17 protein-coding genes are annotated in these 23,526 nt (G+C 70.1%); 6 read left to right on the top strand and 11 right to left on the bottom strand.

All coding sequences use genetic code 11. The features are described 5' to 3' along the window. From BLR99_RS18395 to BLR99_RS18365, 7 genes are all read right to left on the bottom strand, one after another. Nucleotides 1-4,620 (bottom strand): type I polyketide synthase, encoded by a 4,620-nt coding sequence (locus BLR99_RS18395; protein ID WP_074687413.1) that lies wholly within the window; start codon nt 4,618-4,620, stop codon nt 1-3. Beyond that, complete coding sequence (locus tag BLR99_RS18390) at nt 4,617-9,956, bottom strand: non-ribosomal peptide synthetase (RefSeq protein ID WP_074687412.1); 5,340 nt, start codon at nt 9,954-9,956, stop codon at nt 4,617-4,619. Before BLR99_RS18390 ends, BLR99_RS18395 begins: the two co-directional genes overlap by 4 nt. After that, complete coding sequence (locus BLR99_RS18385) at nt 9,953-10,945, bottom strand: TauD/TfdA family dioxygenase (protein ID WP_046060477.1); 993 nt, start codon at nt 10,943-10,945, stop codon at nt 9,953-9,955. Before BLR99_RS18385 ends, BLR99_RS18390 begins: the two co-directional genes overlap by 4 nt. A gap of 95 nt (nt 10,946-11,040) precedes the next feature. Next, nucleotides 11,041-11,817 carry a thioesterase II family protein gene (locus BLR99_RS18380; protein WP_011796776.1) on the bottom strand — a complete coding sequence of 259 codons (777 nt, stop codon included), beginning with the start codon at nt 11,815-11,817 and terminating at the stop codon, nt 11,041-11,043. Between the two features lie 5 nt (nt 11,818-11,822). Beyond that, a complete protein-coding gene (locus BLR99_RS18375) occupies nt 11,823-12,083 on the bottom strand; it encodes an MbtH family protein (protein WP_017440496.1) in 261 nt (86 codons plus the stop codon). Nucleotides 12,084-12,231: 148 nt separating this feature from the next. Then, nucleotides 12,232-12,453 carry a hypothetical protein gene (locus BLR99_RS18370; RefSeq protein ID WP_017440495.1) on the bottom strand — a complete coding sequence of 74 codons (222 nt, stop codon included), beginning with the start codon at nt 12,451-12,453 and terminating at the stop codon, nt 12,232-12,234. A 98-nt stretch (nt 12,454-12,551) separates the two neighbouring features. Further along, nucleotides 12,552-13,085 carry a sigma-70 family RNA polymerase sigma factor gene (locus BLR99_RS18365; RefSeq protein ID WP_011796778.1) on the bottom strand — a complete coding sequence of 178 codons (534 nt, stop codon included), beginning with the start codon at nt 13,083-13,085 and terminating at the stop codon, nt 12,552-12,554. A gap of 288 nt (nt 13,086-13,373) precedes the next feature. On the opposite strand from BLR99_RS18365, the gene BLR99_RS18360 reads away from it, so the two are divergent. From BLR99_RS18360 to BLR99_RS18340, 5 genes are all read left to right on the top strand, one after another. After that, nucleotides 13,374-13,973, top strand: a complete 600-nt coding sequence (locus BLR99_RS18360; RefSeq protein WP_074687411.1) for a DUF2760 domain-containing protein — start codon at nt 13,374-13,376, stop codon at nt 13,971-13,973. Next, nucleotides 13,970-15,802: an Hsp70 family protein gene (locus BLR99_RS18355; protein ID WP_011796780.1), complete on the top strand. Its 1,833-nt coding sequence runs from the start codon at nt 13,970-13,972 to the stop codon at nt 15,800-15,802. The genes BLR99_RS18360 and BLR99_RS18355 overlap by 4 nt, the downstream gene beginning before the upstream one ends. Continuing rightward, nucleotides 15,802-18,645 carry an Hsp70 family protein gene (locus tag BLR99_RS18350; RefSeq protein ID WP_048857681.1) on the top strand — a complete coding sequence of 948 codons (2,844 nt, stop codon included), beginning with the start codon at nt 15,802-15,804 and terminating at the stop codon, nt 18,643-18,645. Before BLR99_RS18355 ends, BLR99_RS18350 begins: the two co-directional genes overlap by 1 nt. Before the next feature lie 391 nt (nt 18,646-19,036). Further along, on the top strand, nt 19,037-19,885 hold the full coding sequence (locus BLR99_RS18345; protein WP_011796782.1) for a bis-aminopropyl spermidine synthase family protein: 849 nt from the start codon (nt 19,037-19,039) through the stop codon (nt 19,883-19,885). Next, complete coding sequence (locus BLR99_RS18340) at nt 19,882-20,442, top strand: hypothetical protein (RefSeq protein WP_011796783.1); 561 nt, start codon at nt 19,882-19,884, stop codon at nt 20,440-20,442. Before BLR99_RS18345 ends, BLR99_RS18340 begins: the two co-directional genes overlap by 4 nt. A gap of 2 nt (nt 20,443-20,444) precedes the next feature. Here BLR99_RS18340 and BLR99_RS18335 read toward each other — a convergent pair whose 3' ends face one another. Genes BLR99_RS18335 through BLR99_RS22770 form a run of 3 tightly spaced genes read right to left on the bottom strand, consistent with a single transcriptional unit; the run spans nt 20,445 to nt 22,474 of the window. Then, nucleotides 20,445-21,086 (bottom strand): hypothetical protein, encoded by a 642-nt coding sequence (locus BLR99_RS18335; RefSeq protein WP_133246119.1) that lies wholly within the window; start codon nt 21,084-21,086, stop codon nt 20,445-20,447. An 8-nt stretch (nt 21,087-21,094) separates the two neighbouring features. Continuing rightward, entirely contained in the window at nt 21,095-22,123 is a 1,029-nt protein-coding gene (locus BLR99_RS18330) for an ImmA/IrrE family metallo-endopeptidase (protein WP_011796784.1), read from the bottom strand. 9 nt (nt 22,124-22,132) lie between these two features. Continuing rightward, on the bottom strand, nt 22,133-22,474 hold the full coding sequence (locus BLR99_RS22770; protein ID WP_133246120.1) for a hypothetical protein: 342 nt from the start codon (nt 22,472-22,474) through the stop codon (nt 22,133-22,135). 22 nt (nt 22,475-22,496) lie between these two features. Between BLR99_RS22770 and BLR99_RS18320 the strand changes: the two genes are divergently transcribed. Continuing rightward, nucleotides 22,497-23,183: a hypothetical protein gene (locus BLR99_RS18320; protein ID WP_011796785.1), complete on the top strand. Its 687-nt coding sequence runs from the start codon at nt 22,497-22,499 to the stop codon at nt 23,181-23,183. 18 nt (nt 23,184-23,201) lie between these two features. On the opposite strand, the gene BLR99_RS18315 is transcribed toward BLR99_RS18320, so the two are convergent. Further along, nucleotides 23,202-23,526 (bottom strand): integrase core domain-containing protein (locus BLR99_RS18315; protein WP_139160178.1); only part of this gene is annotated, 325 nt, incomplete at its 5' end.

Genomic DNA, 23,526 nt, shown 5'->3' with positions numbered 1-23,526 from the left:
TCAATCGGCCTGGAGGGAAACGGAAGAAGGTGCGGCGCCGCGCTCGATGTCCTCGATCAGCCGCAGCTCCACGAGCTGCGCCAGGTCGGCGATGCGCGGGGCCTTGAAGAAGGCCGCGGGGTGGATGTCCACGGCATAGGCCTTGCGCACGCGGGCCAGCAGGCGGATCGCCAGCAGGGAGTCGCCGCCCAGCTCGAAGAGGTTGTCGTCGGCGCCGATGCCATCGATGCCCAGGGCCTCGGTCCACAGCGCCGCGAGCTTGTCCTCCAGCTCGCCCTCCGGCGCGCGGTAGGGCGTGGACAGCACCGGGCGGGGGTGCGCGGCGCCGCCGGAGGGCGCCGCTGGCTGAGGCGCTGCCTCCAGCGCATCCACGAGCCCGTCCAGCGGGCGCAGGCGCTGCGCGAGCGGCGTGACCGACACCAGGGTCTGCGGCTGCGGCGGCCCGTTCACCACGCGGTCGAACACCTCCATGCCCGTGCGCTCGTCCAGGCCCATGCCCTCGGGCACGTCCATGCCGGCACCGAGGCCCACGTCGCGCCAGGCATCCCAGTTGACCGAGAACACCGGCCACGGGCTGTCGCGCCGGCTGGCGGTGGCGAAGGCGTCGAGCCAGGCGTTGGCGGCCGCGTAGTCGCTGCGGCCCAGCCCCCCCACCCAGCTGGCGACGGAGGAGCACAGCAGCACGAAATCCACCGGCTCGCCGCGCAGGGCGTCCACCATGGCCAGCGTGCCCTGCATCTTCGCGGCGAAGGCCGCCTCCACCTCGGCCCGTGTGCGGGTGGCCAGCATGCCGCCGCCCGGCTCCATCACGGCATGCACCACGCCGTTCACGCCGCCGAAGCGCGCATGCACGGCCTGCAGCGCGCCGCGCCACTGCGCCGCATCGGTGACGTCGGCCGCCACGGCCATCCATTCGATGCCGTCCGCCTCCATCGCCTGCAGCTGCGCGAGCCTGCGGCGCTGCGCCGCGGGCAGGTCCGGCCGCGCGAGCAGGCCCTCCCATTCCGCGCGCGGCGGCAGCGGCGTGCGCCCCAGCAGCACCAGCCGCGCGCCGTGGCGCCGGCCCAGGTGCCGCGCCAGCGCGAGGCCGACGCTGCCCAGGCCGCCCGTGATCAGCACCACGCTGCCCGGCCGCAGGCGCCGCGCGCAGGGCGCGGGCGCCGGGGCGGGCTCATAGGCCTTCACCCAGCGCTGCGCACCGCGCCAGGCCACGCAGAACTCATCGGCCGGGCGGGCCGGCTCGCCCGCCAGCGCATCGGCCAGTTGCGCCTCGGCGGCGCTGCCGGCGTTCGGCACCAGCACATCCACCACGCGGCAGGCGATGCGCGGCATTTCCTGGTCCAGGACGCGCGCCAGGGCCGCCACCGTGGCCTTGCCGGGTTCCAGCGGTTCGCTGCCGGCCACCTCCTCGGCACGGTCGATCACGGCGGTGAGCGACAGCGGTTCGTCCCGGCCCGCGTCCTCGCGGCCCTGGGCCAGGGCCAGGAGGCTGAAGTAGCCGCGCTGCCAGGCGGCCATGGACGGGGCACCGCCCCGGGCCTCCTCCAGCCCCCAGAAATGGAAGGCATGCGTCACCGGCCCGAGCGCGCGCCAGAGCGCCGCATGGTCGCCGCGCGCGTCCGGCCGCAGCCCGAAGCCGCCGTCGGCATCGCGCCGGAAACCCTCGTCCGCCGCCACCTGCACCACCCGCGCTCCGCGCTCCGCCAGGCGCTGCGCCAGGCGCTCCGCCAGCGGCAGTCCCGCACCGCCCAGCAGCAGTACCGTGTCGCCCGGGCCGGGCCCCGCGGCCTCCGGCACCGCACCGCTGCGCTGCCACGCGGGCAGGTAATAGATGCCCTGCGGCTGCGTCGCGGATGCATCGCCCGGTGGTCGCTGCGCACCGGCCTCCACCCAGAAGCGCTGGCGCTGGAACGGATAGGTGGGCAGCGGCACTTTCCTGCGGCGTGCGCCGTCGCGCGTGGCGGGCCAGTCGATCTCCACGCCCGCCGCCCACAGGCCGGCCAGGGCCTGGGCCAGTTGCTGCGCGTCGCGGTCGCGCTGCTGCGGATGGGCCAGGCTGGCCCAGATGCCGGCGGCCGATGCTGCCTGCGCATGCCGCCGCGCGAGCCCCGCCATGGATTCGCCGGGCCCTGCCTCCAGCACCACGCGCCCCGGCTGCGCGAACACCGCGTCCAGCCCCTCGCGGAAGCGCACGGTGCCCCGCAGGTGCCGCCCCCAGTAGGCCGGGCTCATGGCCTCCCCGGCCGTGATCGGCCGGCCGGTGACGTTGGAAAGGAAGGGAATGCGCGGCGCATGGCGCGGCACCATGGCGATGCGCCGCTCCAGCTCCGCGACGATGGGCTCGACCATGCGCGAATGCATGGCCACGGCCACGTGCAGCCGGTGGGGTGCGTGGCCCTGCGCGCGCAGCGCCTCTTCCGCCGCCCCGATCGCGGCGGGCGGGCCGGACAGCACGCAGAGCGCATCGCCGTTCACGGCGGCCAGGTCGCAGCCGAGGGACAGCAACGGCGCGATCTCCGCCTCGGGCAGCGGCACCGCCGTCATCGCGCCTTCGGGCAGGCCGGCCATGAGCCGGCTGCGCCAGATCACGATGCGCATCGCATCCTCGGGCGCGAAGACGCCGGCCAGGCAGGCCGCGACATATTCGCCCAGGCTGTGGCCCAGCATCAGCGCGGGCCGCACGCCGCACGACATCCACCATTGCGCGATCGCGTATTCCACCGCGAACAGCGCGGGCTGCAGCACCTCGACGCGTGCAAGCTGCCCGGCGGCCCCGGCTTCCCGGCCGGGTGCGGGATGGATCAGCGCCCGCAGGTCCATCCCGGCCTCCTGCCGCAGGACACCCGCGCACGCACCCAGCGCCTGCCGGAACACCGCGCTGCGCCGGTCCAGCCCCTGCGCCATGCCGATGTGCTGGGCGCCGGAGCCGGGGAACAGGAACACCACCTCCGGCGCGGCGGCCGGCACGCGCCGGGGCGCGGGCAGCGGGGCCTCCAGCCGCTGCGCCGCCAGGCCGGGTTCGTGCGCCGCCACGGCCATCCGCCAGGCCCAGGCCCGGCGGCCGCACTGCAGCGTGTGCGCGATGTCCGCCAGCGCCTCCTGCGGCACGCCGCGCAGGTGGGCGGCCATCTGCGCGCGGGATGCGTGCAGCGCGGCCTCGGTGCGCGCGGACAGCGGAAGCACCTCCCACTCGGGCTCCGGAACGCCCTCCGTGACCTCCGTGCCCTGCCCTGCCAGCCCCTGCACGGAACGGCCCGCGTGCGGCACCGGCGGCGGTGCCTCTTCCAGCACCACGTGCACATTGGTGCCACCGATGCCGAACGAACTCACGCCCGCGCGGCGCGGGAAGGCGCCCCGGGGCCACGGGGTGGTTTCGGTGTTGACGTAGAAGGGGCTGGACGCGAAATCGATGCGCGGGTTCGGCTGCCGGCAGTGCAGGCTCGGTGGCAACTGCGCGTGCTTCAGGGCCATGGCGGCCTTGATGAGCCCCGCCACGCCGGCCGCCGCGTCCAGGTGGCCGATGTTGGTCTTCACGGAGCCGACCGCGCAGAAGCCGCGCCTGTCCGTGTCCGCGCGGAATGCCTGCGTGAGCGCGGCCATCTCGATGGGATCGCCCAGCGCCGTGCCCGTGCCGTGCGCCTCCACGTAGCCGATGGTGTCGGCCGAGACGCCCGCGACGAGCTGCGCCGCGCGGATCACCTCGGCCTGCCCGTCCACGCCGGGCGCGGTGAAGCCGACCTTGGCCGCGCCGTCGTTGTTGGCCGCGCTGCCCTTGATCACGGCATGCACCGTGTCGCCGTCGCGCAGCGCGTCCTCCAGCCGCTTGAGCGCGACCACGCCCACGCCGCTGCCGATCACCGTGCCCGCGGCATCGGCGTCGAACGCGCGGCAGTGCCCGTCGGGCGACAGGATCGCACCGGCCTGGTAGCGGTAGCCGCCCTGCTGCAGCAGGTTCAGCCACACGCCGCCTGCCAGCGCCATGTCGCATTCGTGGCCCAGCAGCGACTGGCAGGCCATGTGCACGGCCACCAGCGATGTGGAGCAGGCCGTCTGCACGCTCACCGCCGGGCCGCGCAGGTCCAGCTTGTAGGCCACGCGGGCGCAGAGCGAGCTGGGCGCATTGGCGCCCATCAGGCCGAGCACGTCGGCGATGCCCGAGCCCGCGTCCAGCCCCGCCGCGGGCAGCAGGTGGCGCATGAGGTACACGCCCGGCCCTTCGCCGCCGTACACGCCCACCCTGCCTTCCCGGCGCGCCGGATCGCAGCCGGCGTGCTCCAGGCAGGCCCAGGCGCTTTCCAGGAACAGTCGCTGCTGCGGATCGAGCTGCTCGGCCTCGCGCGGCGTGAAGCCGAAGAACTCCGCGTCGAAGCGGTCGAACCCGTCGAGCGGCACGCCCGCCTTCACATAGTCCGGGTCGCGGCGCAGCGCCTCGGGCACGCCCAGGGCCTCGAGTTCCGCGTCCGAATAGGTCCTGACGGAGTCCAGGCCATCGCGGATGCGCTGCCAGAAGGTCTCGACATCCGGCGCGCCGGGAAACCGCCCCGCCATGCCGACGATCGCGATTTCCAGGCCGCTCGGTGCCTGCGAAGAGATCACGGGAGAGTCCATGGGTGCATTCATTCCCGGGCTCCTTGAAGATGGACGCGGCGCTGCAGCAGCGCGGCACGCTGCCGGCGCGCGCGGTCGTCGGCGGACTGCACCGCAGCGGATGTACCGGGTTGCGCCGTGCCGCCTTCGCCCGAGGCCTGCTCGATCCGGCGCGCGAGCGATTCCACCGTGGGGTGCTGGAACAGGTCCACCAGCGCGAGCCGGCAGCCCCACTCGTCCTCCAGGCGGCGATGGGCACGCACCAGCAGCAGCGAGTGGCCGCCCAGGTCGAAGAAGTTGTCCTGCAGCCCCACCGACGGCACGCCCAGCAGTTCGCTCCACAGCGCCGCCAGCCGGTGCGCCGTGCTGCCCTGCGGCGGCGGCGCCGCAGCGGGGCCGGCGCCCGCGCCCGCCGAGGGATCGGGCAGCGCGGCCCGGTCCACCTTGCCGTTGGCATTGAGCGGCAGCGCATCCAGCACCACGACGGCGCGCGGCACCATGTAGCCGGGCAGCCGCTGCGCCAGGGCCGCACGCAGCGCCACGGCATCCCACGCGCCCGCCACGTAGGCCACCAGCGACTCGGCGCCCTCCGCGCCGCGCACCACCGCCACCGCGTCCTTCACGCCGGCCTGCGCGCGCAGCGCCGATTCGATCTCGCCCAGCTCGATCCGCAGTCCGCGCAGCTTCACCTGGTGGTCGATGCGCCCCAGGTACTCGATCTGCCCTTCGGCATTCCAGCGTACCCAGTCCCCGGTGCGGTACAGGCGCCCGCCCGCTCCCCGCGGATCGGCCACGAAGCGCTCGGCCGTCAGCCCGGGCTGGCCCAGGTAGCCGCGCGCCAGCAGCGCCCCGCCGATGTAGAGCTCGCCGGCCACGCCCCGGGGCACCGGCTGCAGCTGCGCATCGAGCACCCAGGCCTGCGTTTCGCTGATGGGCCGCCCGATGGGCACCGGCCCGGCCTCGTCCCGGCAGGTCCAGCGGGTGACGTGGATCGTCGTTTCCGTGGGCCCGTAGAGGTTCTGCAGCGTCGCGCCCGGCAGGCGGCGCAGGGCCTCGCGCTGCAGGGTCTCGGGCATCGCCTCGCCCCCGCAGATCACATGGCGCAGGCGGGTGCGGTGCTCGATGCCCGGATGGTCCAGGAAGGCCCGCAGCATGGAGGGCACGAAGTTCAGCGTGGTGACCTGGTGGCGCTCGATCAACTGCACGATGCGCTCCGGATCGCGGTGCGCCCCGGGCGGCGCCACCAGCAGGCGCGCGCCGGCCGTGAGCGGCCAGAAGATCTCCCAGCACGACACGTCGAAGCCGAAGGGCGCCTTGTGCAGCACCGTGTCCGGCGCGGCCAGCCCGTAGGTGCCCTGCATCCAGGCCATGCAGGTGTGCAGCGCCGCATGGCGCACGGCCACGCCCTTGGGCCGCCCCGTGGAGCCCGAGGTGTAGATGACATAGGCGAGCTGCTCGCCATGCACCGCGATGCCGGGGTTCTGCGCATCGCCGGGCACTTCGTTCCGCAGGCCCTCCATGCCGATCACGCGCACGCCCGGCAGCGCGGGCACCTGCCCCGCCGTCGCCGCGTGCGACAGCACCCAGGCCGCGCCGCTGTGCTCCAGCATGTCGCCCAGGCGCCCGGCCGGAAGCTCCGGATCCAGCGGCAGGTAGGCGCATCCCGCCTTCATCGCCGCCAGCATGCCCACGATCATCTCGACCGAGCGCTGCATGCAGATGCCCACCAGCGACTGCGGCCGCAGCCCCTCGCGCAGCAGGTGGTGCGCCAGGCGGTTGGCCCGCGCGTTCAGTTCCCCATAGCCGAGGGCTTCATCGCCGAACAGCAGCGCCGTGGCCCGCGGCTGGCGCGCGGCATGCGCCTCCAGCTGCCGGAAAACCGGCACGGGCGGGCTCTCGCGGTGGTCGTTGCGGCTCCAGGCGTCCAGCTGCGCGCGCTCGGCGGGCGCGAGCCACTCCACCGCGCCGGCCGGCTGGTCCGGGCCCTCGGCCATCGCCTGCAGCAGGGCCAGGAAATGGCCGGCCAGCCGCTCGATGGTGGCCGGCTCGAACAGTTCGGCCGCGTGGACCCAGGTGAGCGACAGCGCCCCGGTGCCGCGCTCGCGCGCCTCCAGCACCAGTTCGAACTGCGCCTGCGGCCCCTGCAGCGGCTCGGCCCGCACGGCGAGCCCCGGCACCGCCCGCAGCAGCCGCTCGTCCTCCGCCAGGTGGTTGAGCATGACCTGGAACAGCGGGCTCGCGCCCGCGCTGCGCTCCGGCCGCAGTGCCTCCACCAGCCGGTCGAACGGCAGCTCCTGGTGGGCCTGCGCGCCGAGCACCAGCTCGCGCGCATCGCGCAGCACATCGAGCAGCGTGGCCTGGGGGCCCACCGTGCCGGGCAGCACCAGGGTGTTCACGAAGAGGCCGACCAGCCCGTCCACGCCGGGCACGCCCCGCTGCGCCACCGCCGCGCCGACGCGCACGCGCGGCTGCCCCGTGTACCGGGACAGCAGCACCTGCAAGGCCGCCAGCAGCACCATGAAGGATGTCGCGCCCTCGCGCGCCTGCAGCGCGCGCAGGCCCTGCACCACCGCCGCCGGCACCTCGAAGGCATGGCGGCGCGCCGTATAGGACGCGCGCGGCGGGCGCGGATGGTCCGGCCGCACCTCGCAGGGTGCCGCGTGCCAATGGGCCAGCCGCTCCCGCCACCAGGCCCACTGCCGCTCGCCCTCGCCGGCCTCCAGCCGGCCGGCGGCCCAGGCCGCGTAATCGATGTACTGCAGTGGCGGCATGCCCCGCGCGGGCAGGCCCTGGCGGCGCGCGCCGTAGGCCTCGAGCCACTCGGCGGCCCAGAGCTGCATCGATGCGCCGTCCGAAAGGATGTGGTGCATCACCACGGCGAGCACATGCGTGCGCGCATCCAGGCCCAGCAGCGCCACGCGCCATGGCGGGCCCTGCAGCAGATCGAAGGGCCGGGACTGCAGCGCGACCAGCCGCTCGCGCACGGCATCGTCGCGCTCCGAGCAGGCGGTGCGGCCGAGGTCCGCCGCCTCGAACGCGATCGCCGGCATCTCCTCCACGCGCTGGAACGGCACGCCATCCGGGCCTTCGCCGAACACGGTGCGCAGCGACGCCTGCCGCCGCGCCACATCCTCCAGCGCGGCCCGCGCCGCCGCGGCATCGAGCTCACCGTCGATCCACAGCGCCGCACCCACGTGGTAGGCGGCATCCCCAGGTGCCAGCTTCCAGAGGAACCACTGGCGCGCCTGGGCGTGCGACAGCGGCCGGTTCCCGGCGCGCAGGGCCGGGGGCAGCGGCTCCACGGCGCTCGCGACCGCACCGGCGCCGTCCGCCGGCCCCGCGGCCAGGGCCGCGCGCAGGGCTTCCACGCACGCACCGAGCCGCGGATGGTCGAACAGCACGCGCGGCGCGAACGCCACGCCGAAGCGCTGCGCGATGCACGCCGCCGCCTGGGTGGCCGCGAGCGAATTGCCGCCCAGCACGAAGAAATGCGAGTGGCGGTCCAGCGCCTGCGGCGCCGCGGTGCGCAGCACGTCCTGCCAGATGCCCGCCACCTCGGATTCGAGCGCATCCAGGGCGCCACCGCCGGACGCGGCGGCCTCCTGCTGCCCGCCGCGCACGAAGCGCCCCCATTCATAGATGGCGTAGGCATCGGCGCTGCGCTCCGCCCAGGCCGCGCGGCAGGCGCTGCGCTGCAGCTTGCCGCTGGTGGTCTTGGGCAGCGTGCCGGGCTGCAGCAGCAGCACGACCGACAGCGGCTCGCCCACCGCCTCGCTCACGGCCGCGCTCAGGGCCTCCACCAGCGCCTGCGGCGGCACCAGCTTCTGCATGCCGCGCGATACCTCCACCGCCGCGCCGATGCCCTCGGCCTGCGCCCCCTGCACCGGGAACACGGCCACGCGGCCCTTGCGCACCGCCTCCACCTCGGCCTCGATGGTCCGCTCCACATCCTGCGGATAGACGTTGTGGCCGCGCAGGATGATCAGGTCCTTGGTGCGCCCGGTCACGACCAGTTGCCCTTCATGCACGAAGCCCAGGTCGCCCGTGCGCAGCCAGCGCCGGCCGCCGTGCTCCACGAAGGTGGCGGCCGTCGCCTCCGGCTGGTCCCAGTAGCCCGCCGCCACGCTGGGCCCGCTCGCCCAGACCTCCCCCACGCAGCCCGCATCGGCGGGGGCGAGCGATGCCACGTCCATGATCTGCACGGCATGCCCGCTCGCCGGCCCTCCGCAGCCCACGAGCAGCGGGCCCGTGCCCGCATCGTCGGGCTCCGCAGCGCCCACGGCCAGCGCCTGCGCAGAGAATGCCCGCGCCCACAGGCCCTGCCCGGGCCGCACCCCGGTCACGTAGAGCGTCGCCTCGGCCAGGCCGTAGCAGGCATGCACCGCGCCTGCGCGGAAACCGTGCGCCGCGAAGCGTTCGGCGAAGGCCGCCATGGTGTCGGCCCGCACGGGCTCCGCCCCGCTGTAGGCCACGCGCCAGTGCGACAGGTCCAGCCCCCGGGCCTGCGCCTCGCTGATGCGCTCCAGGCAGAGGCGGTACGAAAAATCAGGCCCGCCGCTGACCGTGCCGCGGTGGCGCGACACCAGTTCCAGCCAGCGCGCGGGCCGCTCCAGGAAGTAGCGCGGCGACACCAGCACCAGCGACGCCCCGCAGTACAGCGGCTGCAACAGCCCCCCGATCAGGCCCATGTCGTGGAACAGCGGCGCCCACGAGACGAAGCGGTCCTCCGGTCCCGTGGCCATGCCTTCCTGGATGGCACGCTCGTTGGCCATCAGGTTGCCGTGCGTCACCATCACGCCCTTGGGATGCCCCGTGGAGCCGGACGTGTACTGCAGGAAGGCCAGGTCGTCGTCCGCCGGTTCGTGCGTGCGCCAGGTGCCGGCGAGCGCCGGGTCCACCGCGTCGCCCGCGATCACCTCCAGGCCGGGGAAGCCGGCGCGCACCATCGCCTCCCACTCCGTCGTGGTGAGCACGCAGGCCGCGCCGCAGTCCCGCGCGATGCCCTGCAGCCGCGCCAGGTGCTGGGGCCGCTGCGATTCCGGGGGAAACACCGGCACCGCGACGATGCCGCTGTGAAAGCACGCCAGCATGCTGACGGCATAGTGCTCGTCGTTGTCCTGCAGCACGAGCGCGCGGTCGCCCGGGGCGAACCGCTGCTGCAGCCGCGCGGCCAGGGCGTGCACGCGGCGCGCGAACTCCGCATAGGTCAGCGCCACTTCGCGCCGGCTGCCCTGCGGCTCGTCCACCACTGTCAGCCAGACCGTGTCCGGCCGCTCTTCGGCCAGCGTGCGCAGCCGCCCGACGAAATTGCGCGGCGCCGCGGCCCCCGCGCCCAGGGCCGCGGGCAGTGCGAGATCCTTCGCGTTCATGCGCCCGCTCCCAGGTTGCCGTGGGGCCGCGCCATGGCCACCACCACCTTGCGCGGCCCCTTGAAGGGCGCGCGCGCATGGGCCGCCAGCATGTTGTCCAGCATCACCACGTCGCCCTTCTCCCAGGGGAAGGACACGGTCTCGGCGTCCAGCACCGCGCGCACCTCGTCCATCAGCGCATCGGGCATGGGCGATCCATCGGCGAAGAAAGTGTTGCGCGGCACGTTGTCGATGCCCAGCACCTCCTGCAGCACCTCGCGCTCTTCCGCATCGCGCGCGGAGATGTGGAACAGGTGGGCCTGGTTGAACCACACGGTCTCGCCCGTGACGGGGTGGACCTCGATGCCCTGGCACAGCTGCCGCGTGCGCAGCCCGCCGTCGTCCTTCCACTCCCAGGCGATGCCCGCCTTCGCGCAGAACGCCTCCACCGCATCGCGGCGGTCCGTGTTGAACACCTTCTGCCACGGCACGTCCATTTCACCGAAATTGCGCACATACAGCACGCCGGGCTCGAAGAGGCGGCGGATGCGCTCCGGCATGCGCCGGTAAATCGCCCGGCTGTCCGCGATCGGCGTCTCGCCCCCTTCCGGCGCCGCCGTCACGCAGTGGAACCAGATGCGCATGGGCCACTCGCGGGTGTAGGCCTGCTCGTTGTGCAGGGGAATGGTCTGGTGCGCGGGATACTCCGTGGAGGTATAGACCCCTGCCCCGGTGGAGGCTTCCACGGCCGAGCGCGGCGTCGAGGCGAACTCGTACTTCAGCAGCGGATCGCCGAACGCCGCCGCGAACTGCTGGAAGGTCTCGACGGCCGGCACGTCGAACCCGCGCAGCAGCACCCCGCCCACGGCCGGCAGTGCCTCCTCGATGCGCGGGCGCAGGCGGCCGAAGGCATCGAGCAGCCCCTCCCCGGGCCGGTTCGGCGTGATCAGCAGGGGCAGCTCGGACCCTTCGGGCGCCTGGCGCCTGAATTGCATCGGCATTTCATTCATGTGGAACTCCTCGTGCGCGCAAAGGCGCTGCCAGCCCGCGGCGCCAGGCAGCGCGGGAAACCAGAAAAGGAAGCAGGAAAAATGGGTGGCCGCGGTCAGGCGGTGGCCGCCAGGGACCGCGCGCCGCGCGCCGCCCCCGGTGCCGTCATGCGCGCGGCCAGGGTCCGCAGGAAGCGGTCCTCCTCCTCGCGCAGGAAAAAGTGCCCGCCGCCAAACCAGTCCAGGGTCGAAGGGCCGCGCGTCTCGCGCGCCCAGGCCTGCAGTTCGGCCGCGGCGATGCGGTCGGCGCGCCCGCCGAAGATGTGGACGGGGCAGGACAGCGGCGCCGTGCCCTCCGCACCCTCCACGTCGTCCGGCCGGCGGAAACCATGGCACAGGCGGTAGTCCGCCCGCAGCACGTCGAGGGTGATGCGCAGCAGCTCAGGCTCGGCGAACACCGCCTCCGGCGTGCCGCCCTGCTCGCGCAGGTCCGCGATGAGGCGCGCGTCGTCCAGCGGCTCCGCATAGCGCTCGCCGCTGCGCAGCGCGGGCGCGGCGCAGGCCGACACGGCCAGTGCCGCGGGCACGGCACCGCCCAGGGCCGCCATGCGGCAGGCGACGCCATAGGCGAGCAGCGCCCCCATGCTGTGCCCGAAAAGCGCGAACGCGGCCCCCCCGGCGGCGCGCAGGCACCCCTCCGCCAGCGGGCCGACGAGATCGGCGTACGACCGCGCGAACGGCTCGCCCATGCGCGCACCGCGGCCGGGCAGCTCCACCGGCACCACCCGCATCCCGGGGGGCAGGCGCCGCTGCCAGCGCAGGTACATCGTCGCGCTCGCGCCCGCGCAGGGCAGGCACAGCAGCACCAGGTCCGCATCGCTCGCCATGGCCATCGCCGTCAGGCCGCCGCGGCGGTGGAACCTTCTGCCGCGGCCCCGGCGTCCTGCTGCGCCATCCAGTCGCGCAGCGACTTCGGCCGCATGTCGGTCCAGGCGCCGTCCACATAGGCCACCACGGTCTTCTTGTCGCCGCGCACGCCCTCCACGGCCTTCCAGCCTTCCGGCACGGCCTTCCAGTGCGGCCAGATCGAATACTGTTCCTCGTGGTTGATCAGGACGATGAAGGTTTCGTCCTCGCGGTCGAAGCAGCTCGTTGACATCGGTGCATCCCTTGTGCGGTTGAACATCCAGCCCCGCCGCGCCGCTCCCGAAAAAAAAGGGAGCGCATCCGGGCGGGCCTGCCTTCACAAGACGGTTGGCGGGGCCATCTGTTCATCGCGGCCGGTGCCCGGGCCGCCGCCGCGCGTTTCAGGAATGCCCGTCCCCGTCGTCCGTGCGGCGCGGCACCATGCCGGCCAGCCGCCACAGCTGCGCGGCCTCCTCGTAGCGCTGGCGGTGCAAAGGGTCCGCCTGCAGCCACGCGGCCAGTTCGGCGCGCGCGGCCTCGTCGAACGTCTCGCGGTCGAATTCGCGCCGGACCCAGGTCCAGGCCGCGTCCCAGGCGGGATCCTCATCGTGGGGTGCTGTCATGCGCCGAGCCTAGCGCATCCCGACAGTAAGCCGCCACCCGGGGCGCCCTGCCCCGGGCCGGCCGCCCCGTCAGCCGGCCGCGCGGGGCAGGACCGGGGTCATTGCCCGGCCATCATGTGGACCCGGCAGCGCGCCACCGCCTTCGCCGCCTCCGCGATCAGGCCGTTCACCAGCCCCAGCGCGCAGCCGAGGCGTTCGGCGATCTGGCGCTGCGTCAGGCCCTCGATGCGGTAGAGCTCGAACACCATGCGCGTGCGCGGCGGCAGTTGCGCGAGCACCTCGTCGATCGCGTGGATCACCTGCTGCTCGCACATGTGGCGGTCGGGGGAGCGATGGCACGGCACGTCGATGGCCTCCACGTCCACGTCGAAGGTGCGGTAGCTCGCCTCCACCCGGTGCCTGCGGCAGTAGTCCAGCGCGAGGTTGCGCACCACCTGGCAGCAATAGCCGATGGGCCGCTCCGCCACGCGCCCGGGCCCTTCCGCGAGCTTCAGGTAGGCGTCCTGCACCACGTCGTCCGCCAGATCCTCGGTATGGACGATCTGCCGCGCCACCCGCCACAACTGCGCACGGTGAGCGACGAACACATCGGCCAGGGAAGGTTCGGGCAACGGCATGAAGGACATAAGCATCGCTTTCCTGGAATGGGCGGCGGTGGTCCCGACGCGCGGAAAGCGATGATACAAACAAAACAAGTAATGCGAATTATTTGTATTTATGAAGTTGCACCGCTTCGGTAAAAGATGTTGCGAGTCCGCACCGCCCGGCGCCCATCCCCGGCGCCCACCCGCGGCAGCGGCGCGCGCAATCCTCGGGTTTTACAACTGCTTTCCCGCATTGATGACAATAGCGGTCATACGGCCCGGCGCCAGGCCGGCCCACCCGCTGCCCGTCGCGCCCCCTGGCGCCACCACAGACCCATGACCGAACCCCAAGAACTCCCCTTCCTCTCCCGCCTCTCCCTGGCCATCGGCAGCTTCTTCGCCCTGCTGGGCGACGGCCGCCTGGCCGCGCGCGTACAGGCGCTGCGCAGCGGCGCGCCGCTGGCCAGCGAAGTGCCGCCGCCCGCTCCCGCACCGGCCCCCGTGCAGGCGCCGCCGCCGGCCCCGGTGCCGCCCCCCGCGCCCGTGCGCGCCACCGCCGACGTCGATGCTGCCCTGCAACTGCTCGCCCTGCTGCAGCGCGAATCGCGCTTCGTCGATTTCCTGCAGGAAGACATCGGCGCCTATTCCGATGCCGACGTGGGCGGCGCCGCGCGCCTGCTGCACGGCGGCGCGCGCAAGGTGCTGCAGGACACGTTCGATCTCGAACCCGTGCGCTCCGAAGCCGAAGGCAGCCGCCTGACCCTGCCGGCCAGCTTCGACGCCGCCGCCGTGCGCGTCACCGGCAACGTGGTCGGCCAGCCGCCGTTCACCGGCACGCTGCAGCACAAGGGCTGGCGCGCCACCGCCGTGCGCCTGCCCGCCCTCACCGAAGGGCACGACACCCGCGTGATCGCCCCCGCGGAGGTCGAACTGTGAGCCAACCGAAATACGCCATCGGCATCGACCTCGGCACCACGCACAGCGCGCTCTCCTGGGTCGATCTGCACACCGAGGGCGCGGCGCCCGAGATCCTGCCCGTCGCCCAGCAGAGCGGCCCCGGCGCCGTGCAGGACTATTCCCTGCTGCCCTCCTTCCTCTACGTGCCGCACGACAGCGAATTCGCGCCCGGCGACCTGGCCCTGCCCTGGAACGCCGCGCCCGGCCGCATCACCGGCGAATGGGCGCGCAGCCACGGCGCGCTCACGCCGATCCGCCTCGTCTCCAGCGCCAAGAGCTGGCTCGGCCATGCCGGCGTGGACCGCCGCGCCGGCATCCTGCCGGCCGACGCGCCGCCCGAGGTCGAGCGCATCTCGCCGCTGGCCGCCAGCACCCACTACCTGCAGCACCTGCGCGACGCCTGGAACCACCGCCACCCGGAGGCGCCGTTCGACCAGCAGTCCGTCACCGTCACCATCCCCGCATCGTTCGACCCGGCCGCGCGCGAACTCACGGCCGAGGCCGCCCAGGCCGCCGGCTACCACGGCATCACCCTGCTGGAAGAGCCCCAGGCCGCGCTCTACAGCTGGATCGCGGGCAGCGCGGGCGACTGGCGCAAGCAGGTGCAGGTGGGCGACGTGATCCTCGTCGTCGATGTGGGGGGCGGCACCAGCGACTTCTCGCTCATCGCCGTCACCGAAGACGCCGGCAACCTGCAGCTCAACCGCGTGGCCGTGGGCGAGCACATCCTGCTCGGCGGCGACAACATGGACCTGGCCCTCGCCCACGGCGTCGCGCGCGGCCTGGCCGCCGAAGGCAAACAGCTCGACCCCTGGCAGATGCGCGCGCTCACCTACGCCTGCCGCCTGGCCAAGGAGCAGTTGCTGAGCGACCCCGGCCTGCAGAGCGTGCCCCTGGTCGTGCCCAGCCGCGGCTCCAAGCTCATCGGCGGCTCCATCCGCACCGAACTGCAGCGCGAACTGCTCTCCACCATCCTGCTCGAAGGCTTCTTCCCGGCCGTCGAGAGCAGCGCCCGGCCCATCACCCGCCCGCGCGCCGGCCTCACGCAGATCGGCCTGCCCTACGCGCAGGATGCCGCCGTCACCCGCCACCTGGCCGCGCTGCTGGGCCGCCAAGTGGGGGCCACCGCGCAGCTGCCGGGCTTCGCCCAGCCCGAGGGCGCGACCTTCCTGCACCCCACGGCCGTGCTGTTCAACGGCGGCGTGTTCAAGTCCGAACTGCTGGCCGAACGCGTGCTCTCCACGCTCAACGCCTGGCTCGCCGCCGACGGCGCGCCCCCCGCCCGCCTGCTGCAGGGCGCCGACATGGACCATGCCGTGGCGCGCGGCGCCGCCTACTACGGCCAGGTGCGCCAGGGCCGCGGCATCCGCATCCGCGGTGGCACGGCCCAGGCCTACTACGTCGGCATCGAATCCAGCATGCCCGCCGTGCCCGGCCTGGAGCCGCCCGTGCAGGCCCTGTGCGTCGCGCCCTTCGGCATGGAAGAAGGCTCCGAGGCACCGCTGCCTCCGCAGCAACTGGGCCTCGTGGTCGGTGAATCCGTGCGCTTCCGCTTCTTCGGATCGTCCGTGCGGCGCGACGACCAGCCCGGCACCCTGCTGGATTTTTGGTCGCCCGAAGAACTGCAGGAACTCGCGCAGATCGAAGCCACGCTGCCCGCCGAAGGCCGCGCCGCGGGCGAGGTCGTGCCCGTGCAACTGCGCGCGCGCGTGACCGACATCGGCACGCTGGAACTGCTGGCACAAGCAAGTGTCGGGGCCTCGGGCGGCGCGCAGTGGAAGGTGGAGTTCGACGTCCGCGACGCGTGATGGCGGCCGCCTTCCGCATCGGCATCGACCTGGGCACGACCCACACCGTGCTCGCGTTCGCGCCCCTGGGCGCGGACGACATCCAGGTCTTCCCCGTCCCGCAGAGCATCGCGGCCGGCGAGGTCGCGCCACGGCCCCTGCTGCCCTCGCTGCGCTTTCACCCCGCCGAAGGCGCGCTCGCGGCGGCCGACCTGCCCCTGCCCTGGCCATCGCAGGAGCCCGCCATCCTCGGCGCCTTCGCGCGCGAACTCGGCCAGCAGACGCCCGGCCGGCTCGTGGCCAGCGCCAAGAGCTGGCTGTCGCACCCCGCCGTGGACCGCACCGCCGCCATCCTGCCCTGGGGCGCGCCGGACGGCGTGCCCAAGGTCTCCCCGCTGGAGGCCAGCGCCAGCTATCTGCGCCACCTGCGCCACGCCTGGGACCAGGCCCACCCCGAGGCCCCCCTCGCGCAGCAGCCCACCGTGCTCACCGTGCCCGCCTCGTTCGACGAAGGCGCGCGCCAGCTCACACTGCAGGCCGCCGCGCTCGCCGGCCTGGGAGCCGTCCACCTCATCGAAGAGCCGCAGGCCGCGTTCTACGACTGGGTCTTCGCCCACCGCGCCGGCCTCGCACGCGAGCTGGCCCACACGCGCCGCCTGCTCGTGGTCGATGTGGGCGGCGGCACCACCGACCTCACCCTGATCGACGTCACGCTCGACGCCGCCGGCCAGCCGCAGCTCGCGCGCACCGGCGTGGGCGACCACCTCGTGCTCGGCGGCGACAACATGGACCTCGCGCTCGCCCGCTGGATCGAGCCACGGCTGTCGGGCGGGCCCACGGGCCAGCCGGGCCAGCCGGGCCAGCCCGCGCATGCCCCGCTCTCGGCCATCCAGCTCGCGCAACTCACCCAGCGCTGCCGCAGCGCCAAGGAGCGCCTGCTCGCCCCCGACGGCCCACAGGAGACGACCGTCACGCTCCAGGGCAGCGGCAGCCGGCTGATCGGCGGCGCGCGCTCGGCCACCCTCACGCGCGCCGACGTGGACCGGCTGCTGGTCGAAGGCTGTTTCCCGCAGGTGACCGCCGATGCGCAGCCTGTGCGTGCACGCGGCGCCCTCGTCGAATTCGGCCTGCCCTACGCCCACGACGCCGCCATCACCCGCCACATCGCCGCCTTCCTTCAGCGCCAGGGCGGCGCCCTGCCCGACACCGTGCTGCTCAACGGCGGCGTGTTCCACGCCCAGGCCCTGCGCGAGCGCCTGCTCGCCACCCTGCGCGCCTGGCAGCCGGCCGGCGCTCCACCCATCCGGCTGCTGGAGGTCGATGAACCCCGCCTCGACGCCGCCGTCGCACGCGGCGCCGTCGCCTACGCCATGGCCCGCGCCGGCAGCGCACCCCGCATCCGCAGCAGCGCGGCCCGCGCCTACTACCTCGCGCTCGACGGCGGCCAGGGCGTCTGCGTGCTGCCGCACGGCACCCCCGAAGGCGACACCGTGCGGCTCGCGGACCGGCGCTTCCGCCTGCGCCTCGGCCGGCCCGTGCGCTTCAACCTCGTCACCCGCGCCGTCGATCGCCACCACCGTGCGGGAGATTTGGTCGCCCTGCAGGATGATGACGACGGCCTTCAGCGCCTGCCTCCCATCGCCACCGTGCTGCCAAAAACGCAGGCAGCCGGCGCCGCACAGGTAGAGGTGCAGCTCGAAGCCCGCATCACCGACGTCGGCACGCTGGAAATGCACTGCGTCGCCGTGAACGCCCCGCATCCCCAGCGCTGGCAACTCGAATTCCAGCTGCGCGGCGATACGGCCACGCAGGATGCGCATGACGATGGCGATGCAGGTGCCGATGCGAATACTGGCGCCAGGACCGCTTCCGCCGCATCCCCATCCAAGGCCACGGCCACGACCCACCCCCGCCTGCCCGAAGCCCTCGCCGCCATCGACCGCGTCTATGGCGGCAAGAAGCAACAGGGCGTAGATGCGAAAGAGGTCCGCCAGCTGCGTGCCACCCTGGAGCGCCTGCTCGGCGACCGCGCCACCTGGCCCACGCCGCTACTGCGCACCCTGTTCGGCGCCCTGCTGCAAGGCGCCAAGCGCCGCCGCCGCTCCGCCCAGCACGAACGCACCTGGTTCAACCTCGTCGGCTTCACCCTGCGCCCCGGTTTCGGCGACCCGCTCGACGGCTGGCGCATGCAGCAGATGTGGGAACTGTTCGGCCCCGGCATCGCCCACAGCGACGACAGCCAGCAATGGTCCGAATGGTGGACCCTCTGGCGCCGCATCGCCGGCGGCCTGGACGCCGAACAACAGCAGATGGTCTACGACGTCATCGCCTACTACCTGCAGCCCGCGGGCGGAACCGACATCCCCGCCCCCGAAGGCCCGCGCATGCAGGCGCCCGACGAACTGCTGCGCATGGCGGCCTCGTTCGAGCGCATCCAGCCGGCCGACAAGACGCAGTTCGGCGGCTGGCTGCTGCAGCGGCTGAAACAACGCCCCACGGCCGAACTCTGGTGGGCCCTGGGCCGCCTGGGCGCGCGCCAGCCGATGTATGCCAGCGTGCACCATGTGCTGCCGCCTGACACCGTGCAGGGCTGGATCGCGCAGATCGAGGGCGACATCGCGCCGGACTGGGCGCGGCAGGAGGCCGCGGCTTTTGCCGTGGCCCAGATCGCGCAGGCCACGGGGGACCGGGCACGGGACCTGCCGGAGGAGGTTCGCCTGCGGATCGCCGAGCAACTGGAGGCTGCAAATGCCGCACCGGGCTGGGTGGCGATGGTGCGGGAGGTGACGGTGCTGGATGAAGCGGACCAGCGGCGGGTGTTCGGGGAGGCGTTGCCGCCAGGGCTGGTGTTGGTGCGCGGGTGATTCGGAATTACGGCGACGCCGCACAATGCATCGCTCACCTTGTTGCTCGGCCTGGGCCGAACAAGCCTTGGCACCTTTCGCGTTCGGAAAGATAGGTTTGCAGCGGGTGCTGCCCTTCGGTGACGCAACTCGTACTTTCCGCATCAAGCAGTCACTGCTGAGGGGGGACGACATGTAACTTCAAAGTTCATCGGCGCACGAAGACCATGAGCACAAAGCCGCTGATTCGCCTGTACCTACGGGTCCATAACCTGCAGACCAGCAGCGCAACGGGTTCCCCTGGTACCGTGTTATCGTGAGATAGTGCTCCCGCCCGCACGTTTTCCCTACAACGCTTTGTAGAGGGCCCGTGTTACACAGCTAGATACTTAAACAACAGAGGGGCGGAGAGATGTCCAAAGCTAATGGTCAACTCGATTTGCGACGAGCCATCAACGCGGTGTCTGACGTCATTCAGAACCGGCCGCAGCCGCTGCGAGAGTTCGACCAGATTTATATGAAAGCTGGCGACATGGTCCTGCAAACAAGCCTTATCGCGCAGAGGTTTGCCGGACGCAGGTTACTTTTCATGGGAGACGGGGACAGCATCAGCTTGTGCTTGGCCTACCTCGTGAAGCGCGGGGTACTTGAGGCCGGACCGGAAAGCATCCTAGTTCTCGACTTTGATGAGCGCATGGTGCGCGCCGTCGAACGCTTCGCAGACCGAGAGGGCATTTCTGACCGGATCCAGTCGCGCCTCTACAACTGCATCGACGAGCTTCCTGCGGAACTTCTTGGTCAGTTCAATGCCTTCTACACAAATCCACCATGGGGTGCGCACAACGCCGGGGAAAGTGTGAAGGTTTTCGTTGAGCGCTGCATTGAGGCATCGAGCGCCGATGCCGTTGGCGTGGTGGTGATTGCGGATGACCCAACCGTCCCATGGTCCCAGAAGGTGCTAGCTGAAACACAGGCCTTCGCACTGGGTAAGGGCTTTTATGTTCAGGAGATGCAGACGAAACTGCATGAATACCACCTTGACGACGCGCCCGACCTACGCTCTTGCAATCTCTTTTTCCGATCTCTGCCGGACCGCAAGGTAGTACTCCGGAGTTACGGCCTTCATACACCACGGCTGGAGGATTTCTACGGTCGCTCGCAAAATCTTCGCGTGCATTACGTACGTGAGACCAATCGTGTCGACTATGGCAAGGCCTTTGATGGCACCTACAACCTCGAACACCTAGGAGGCAAATCATGAGCATTTTGAAGCAAGGAGACTCTTTCCTTTACATGAAGGTGGGCGTTCATGCCAACGAGTCTCTTGAAGACATCATCGCGCGAAAACGTAAAGAGATCGAGGATGCAGGCGTATCGTTCTGGGGCTATGGCGGCAGCAGCTGTCATCCATACAACGCGGTGCAGCCTTTTGTGAAGGAACAGACTGCAAAAGGCACGAAGGTGCGGCTGCTGATGCAGGAAATCACATCTCGCCACTACGCTGAAGGATTGGCCAAAGAGTTCAGCCCTGACGGGAAGAACTACTACCCTGTTCCCAAGGGCGTCAACGTCCTCGGCTCGCGTTACGCGCTGGTCGTGTCCACCCTAGACCCGATTGAGGAAGTCTTATCTCTCTCCGACACGGTCGTTGGAATTGGGAATAAGGAAGGAATTAGTGGCGACCAATACATCCGAGGACATGTGGACAAAGCCTGCTTGGTGTACTCGCCAGGATCTGGTCTGGCCGAGCGCAAGACTGAAATCGCGCTCTGCTTATCGGCCGAACTTGCCGAACCGTACGCCGTTGTGCTGCGCTGAGCTTACGATTTCAGCCAGCCTCGTGCGGGCCGGCTGATTCGGTCTTGGACGTACAGATCAAGTGCGCGTAGGAAATCGTCCTGCCCGCGTGCAACCGAGACGTTGTGAAGTCGCGTCATGGATTTCTCCGTAGTGGGACAAGTTCGCACAGCCTGGGTGACGCGCGCCAAACCGAATTTTTGGCATAGAGCGTAGAACACCTGCTCGAAGCAAATGCATCTGCCGCGCATGTTCCCTACATCCGCCCAGCAAGCTTCAACACCCGGCAAGCTGTTCAGTGCTCGCTTGTCTGCAGTACAGAAGTCTAGGTTGCCTCTGATGACCGCGACCACGCACATCATCAGCTCACCTTCATTGAAGTCCAAGCCAGCTGAAAGTACTACCTTTGCGACCCTGGTCGCGAGCGCGGCTTCTGGCGGCGTCATCTCCATCACGACGACGGTTTTCAATGCGGCAAGGAGCCGAGCCGCCTCCGCTGCGTTGTCCGTAAATCGGACGAGACGACTATTGTCATATAGCCCCATGTACCGCAGCATCGGCTTAAGGGAGCCGACCTGTCGAGGTGTCAGCCCCATGCTCAAAAGGGCATCAAGGTAGGCGTCCATCCTCGCCAATTTAATGACAACATCGTTGTCAAGCAGCACAGAAACAGTCATATCGGTGCCACCGCCTGCAAAAAGGCAATTGAATGTTCATCTGCCTGAAGCTCGCCCAACTGACTCCACATTACACGGTTCACCAATGAGCCTGGTTTGTGAGGCTGTCGAGGCAACTGGTTCGCGGCAGCAAATGCCAGTTCCCAGTCTCCAGTTGAGTGCCCGAACACCATTACGAGATGGCCTGGGTCTACTGCAAGCTCACCCGAGAGCTGTTGCGCCCGGGTTGCAAGCTCTCGCCCGGTGCCTAGTCTCTGGCGACCCCTCATTTCCTCCGATCCGAACACTTCGAACGAGGGGGCACCCGTCAAAAGTGCCTGAGCATACGCATCAGCACTTTGCTCTTCCTCGTCGTCTATCAGCTCATCTCGTTTGTTCGCAGGATCATTCGGGTCAGCATCGACAATCGCGCCCCCTTCTCCTAAATGTCCCAGTGCGATATGACCAAGTTCATGGGCGACGTGGAACATGTACTGAGCATCAAACCCTGACTCCCGGGCGACCAAAATCGCATGCCGAGCTCCGAGCTTCACGGCAATAGCTGTCACGCCCTTGGTCTGAGCAGGAAACACCCGCAGGTGCAATACGGGCACACCAAGTGACCAGCAGGCGGCGATGACATCTCCGAAGGAGACGAAAGGGCGCCCGGATATCAGGGCCTTCCGCAACTCCAACGGGTTGGCGGGCACGACGTGACCCGGCTCGTTCTCTGCCATCGACAAAAGGATGCGGCCCACGCCAGTAGCAAACCCTACGAGTGCATCTCGGCGCACGCCATCAGCTAGACGCATGTGCTTGAACTTACTTACTCCAGTGTGAAGGAATCCCAAAGGCACCTCATCGTCGAGAAGCGTCGTCGGGTCTAGGTTCAGGCGCCTAGCCAGAAGCATCGAAGCCATTGCGCGTGCGGAGGGCGACTCGTTATCCTCGGCAACCCACCAATCTGGTAGGGACAAGTCGATCATCTCCTGCGACAAGCCTATGTCGAGGAGGCGATGAACAAGCCTGTCAGTGTTATTTGCCATTTTCCCCTCTCAATTCATTGCGATACGTGCAGCAGCTCCTGCAGCGCGAATCATGGCAGCTAAGGCTTGAGCGTGCTCGGGGGTCCCGTTCCACACCTCGCGAATTGCAGAGACCAGTGCAGCATCTTCCACGGGCAGCGGCAACGTGGCCTGCGCATAAGCCCGCTGACTTTCTGCATATTTGCATAGCTTTTTGAATGCGCCGCCATGCCGTTTCGGACACTTCGCCATAAGTCGAGAGACTGCCGGTTGACTTACACCTGCCGCTCTACCAATTTCCGGCTGGGTTTGCCCAATCCTGCCCAGTGTGGCCCGCATCTCCGTCCACTGATCCTTGATGGATTCATTCATACTTCGTATAATAAACGAATAAATGCATATTCGTGACGTTGAACTAACTGGAAAGCTCATGCTGCCAAAGCACTTCTGTTGGACCCGCTTCGGCACCGAAGCTGGTGAAAAAATTGACAGCATCCTTGCCCGTAAGGAACAGGAGCGACTAGCCACTGGTGGCATGTTCCTTTGGGGCATCGGCAACAGCGTTGGCCCCGCCATCCGCGACCTCATCCGCTTGGAAGAGCGCCCCATCGTGCTGTTCTCTCCCATGCGCAGCAAACCCAAGGCCATCGACGTCACACCCTCAGGGCTGACTGTGTGGTCTGAGGCGATCGATCTCGATGGCAGAGATTGGCCTATTCCCGAAGGCGTGAAGGTAACCAGTCGCCAAGGTAGCGAGACAGGCCGCATCAAGCGGTCGCACTACGCGCTGGTCTGCCGCACCTCGTCACCATTGCGCACTCTCGACTTTGCCAACCTTCGCTACGAAGAGCTTGTGAATCTTCAGAGCAAAAACAAGTTGGGCGCCTCGCAAGTCACGGCAGTTGTCGAACAACGTGCGCGAGGAACGGCGGACTGCACTACCTACCCTGTTGCCTTCATGGCCGAACTGGTCTTTCCCTACTTTGTGAAGCTTGGTGGTCCACTCGACTCTAAAGTGCAGGCTCCCAAGTCATGCAGCCGCTCCGCCTACCCATACCAGCCTTCGCTGCTTGCTGCGTAACACAGCCGGGTCAGAGAGCTAGCTGTTGAGTCTCACGAGGTTGTTCACACCCGGAATGCGTGTGATGGGAGGCTGATGGCCGAGCGCGGAGTGTGGCCGGCACCAGTTGTAGCCGTCAATGAAGGGCTGCAGGGCAGCCGTGCGTTGGGCTGAGCTTTCGTAGGGTCTGGCATAGGCCCACTCCCGCAGGCTGGTCTGTACGAATCGCTCGGCCTTGCCGTTGGTCTTGGGCGTATAGGGCCGCGTGCGGATGTGGCGGATGCCCAATTCCTCGCAGGCCGCGCGGAAGGCGTTTTTGTAGCCAGAGCCGTTGTCGGTCATGACGCGCTCGATGCGTACGCCG

Source organism: Paracidovorax citrulli, from assembly GCF_900100305.1.
Classification (GTDB): Bacteria; Pseudomonadota; Gammaproteobacteria; order Burkholderiales; family Burkholderiaceae_C; genus Paracidovorax; species Paracidovorax citrulli.
The sequence above is the reverse complement of the archived record's forward strand: the minus strand, read 5'-3'. Positions and strand labels throughout refer to the sequence as shown.

Coding starts and splice junctions, on each gene's coding strand:
- BLR99_RS18395 (WP_074687413.1), bottom strand. CDS start 4,620: ATGAATGCACCCATGGACTCTCCCGTGATCTCTTCGCAGGCACCGAGC.
- BLR99_RS18390 (WP_074687412.1), bottom strand. CDS start 9,956: ATGAACGCGAAGGATCTCGCACTGCCCGCGGCCCTGGGCGCGGGGGCC.
- BLR99_RS18385 (WP_046060477.1), bottom strand. CDS start 10,945: ATGAATGAAATGCCGATGCAATTCAGGCGCCAGGCGCCCGAAGGGTCC.
- BLR99_RS18380 (WP_011796776.1), bottom strand. CDS start 11,817: ATGGCCATGGCGAGCGATGCGGACCTGGTGCTGCTGTGCCTGCCCTGC.
- BLR99_RS18375 (WP_017440496.1), bottom strand. CDS start 12,083: ATGTCAACGAGCTGCTTCGACCGCGAGGACGAAACCTTCATCGTCCTG.
- BLR99_RS18370 (WP_017440495.1), bottom strand. CDS start 12,453: ATGACAGCACCCCACGATGAGGATCCCGCCTGGGACGCGGCCTGGACC.
- BLR99_RS18365 (WP_011796778.1), bottom strand. CDS start 13,085: ATGCTTATGTCCTTCATGCCGTTGCCCGAACCTTCCCTGGCCGATGTG.
- BLR99_RS18360 (WP_074687411.1), top strand. CDS start 13,374: ATGACCGAACCCCAAGAACTCCCCTTCCTCTCCCGCCTCTCCCTGGCC.
- BLR99_RS18350 (WP_048857681.1), top strand. CDS start 15,802: ATGGCGGCCGCCTTCCGCATCGGCATCGACCTGGGCACGACCCACACC.
- BLR99_RS18345 (WP_011796782.1), top strand. CDS start 19,037: ATGTCCAAAGCTAATGGTCAACTCGATTTGCGACGAGCCATCAACGCG.
- BLR99_RS18340 (WP_011796783.1), top strand. CDS start 19,882: ATGAGCATTTTGAAGCAAGGAGACTCTTTCCTTTACATGAAGGTGGGC.
- BLR99_RS18330 (WP_011796784.1), bottom strand. CDS start 22,123: ATGGCAAATAACACTGACAGGCTTGTTCATCGCCTCCTCGACATAGGC.
- BLR99_RS22770 (WP_133246120.1), bottom strand. CDS start 22,474: ATGAATGAATCCATCAAGGATCAGTGGACGGAGATGCGGGCCACACTG.
- BLR99_RS18320 (WP_011796785.1), top strand. CDS start 22,497: ATGCATATTCGTGACGTTGAACTAACTGGAAAGCTCATGCTGCCAAAG.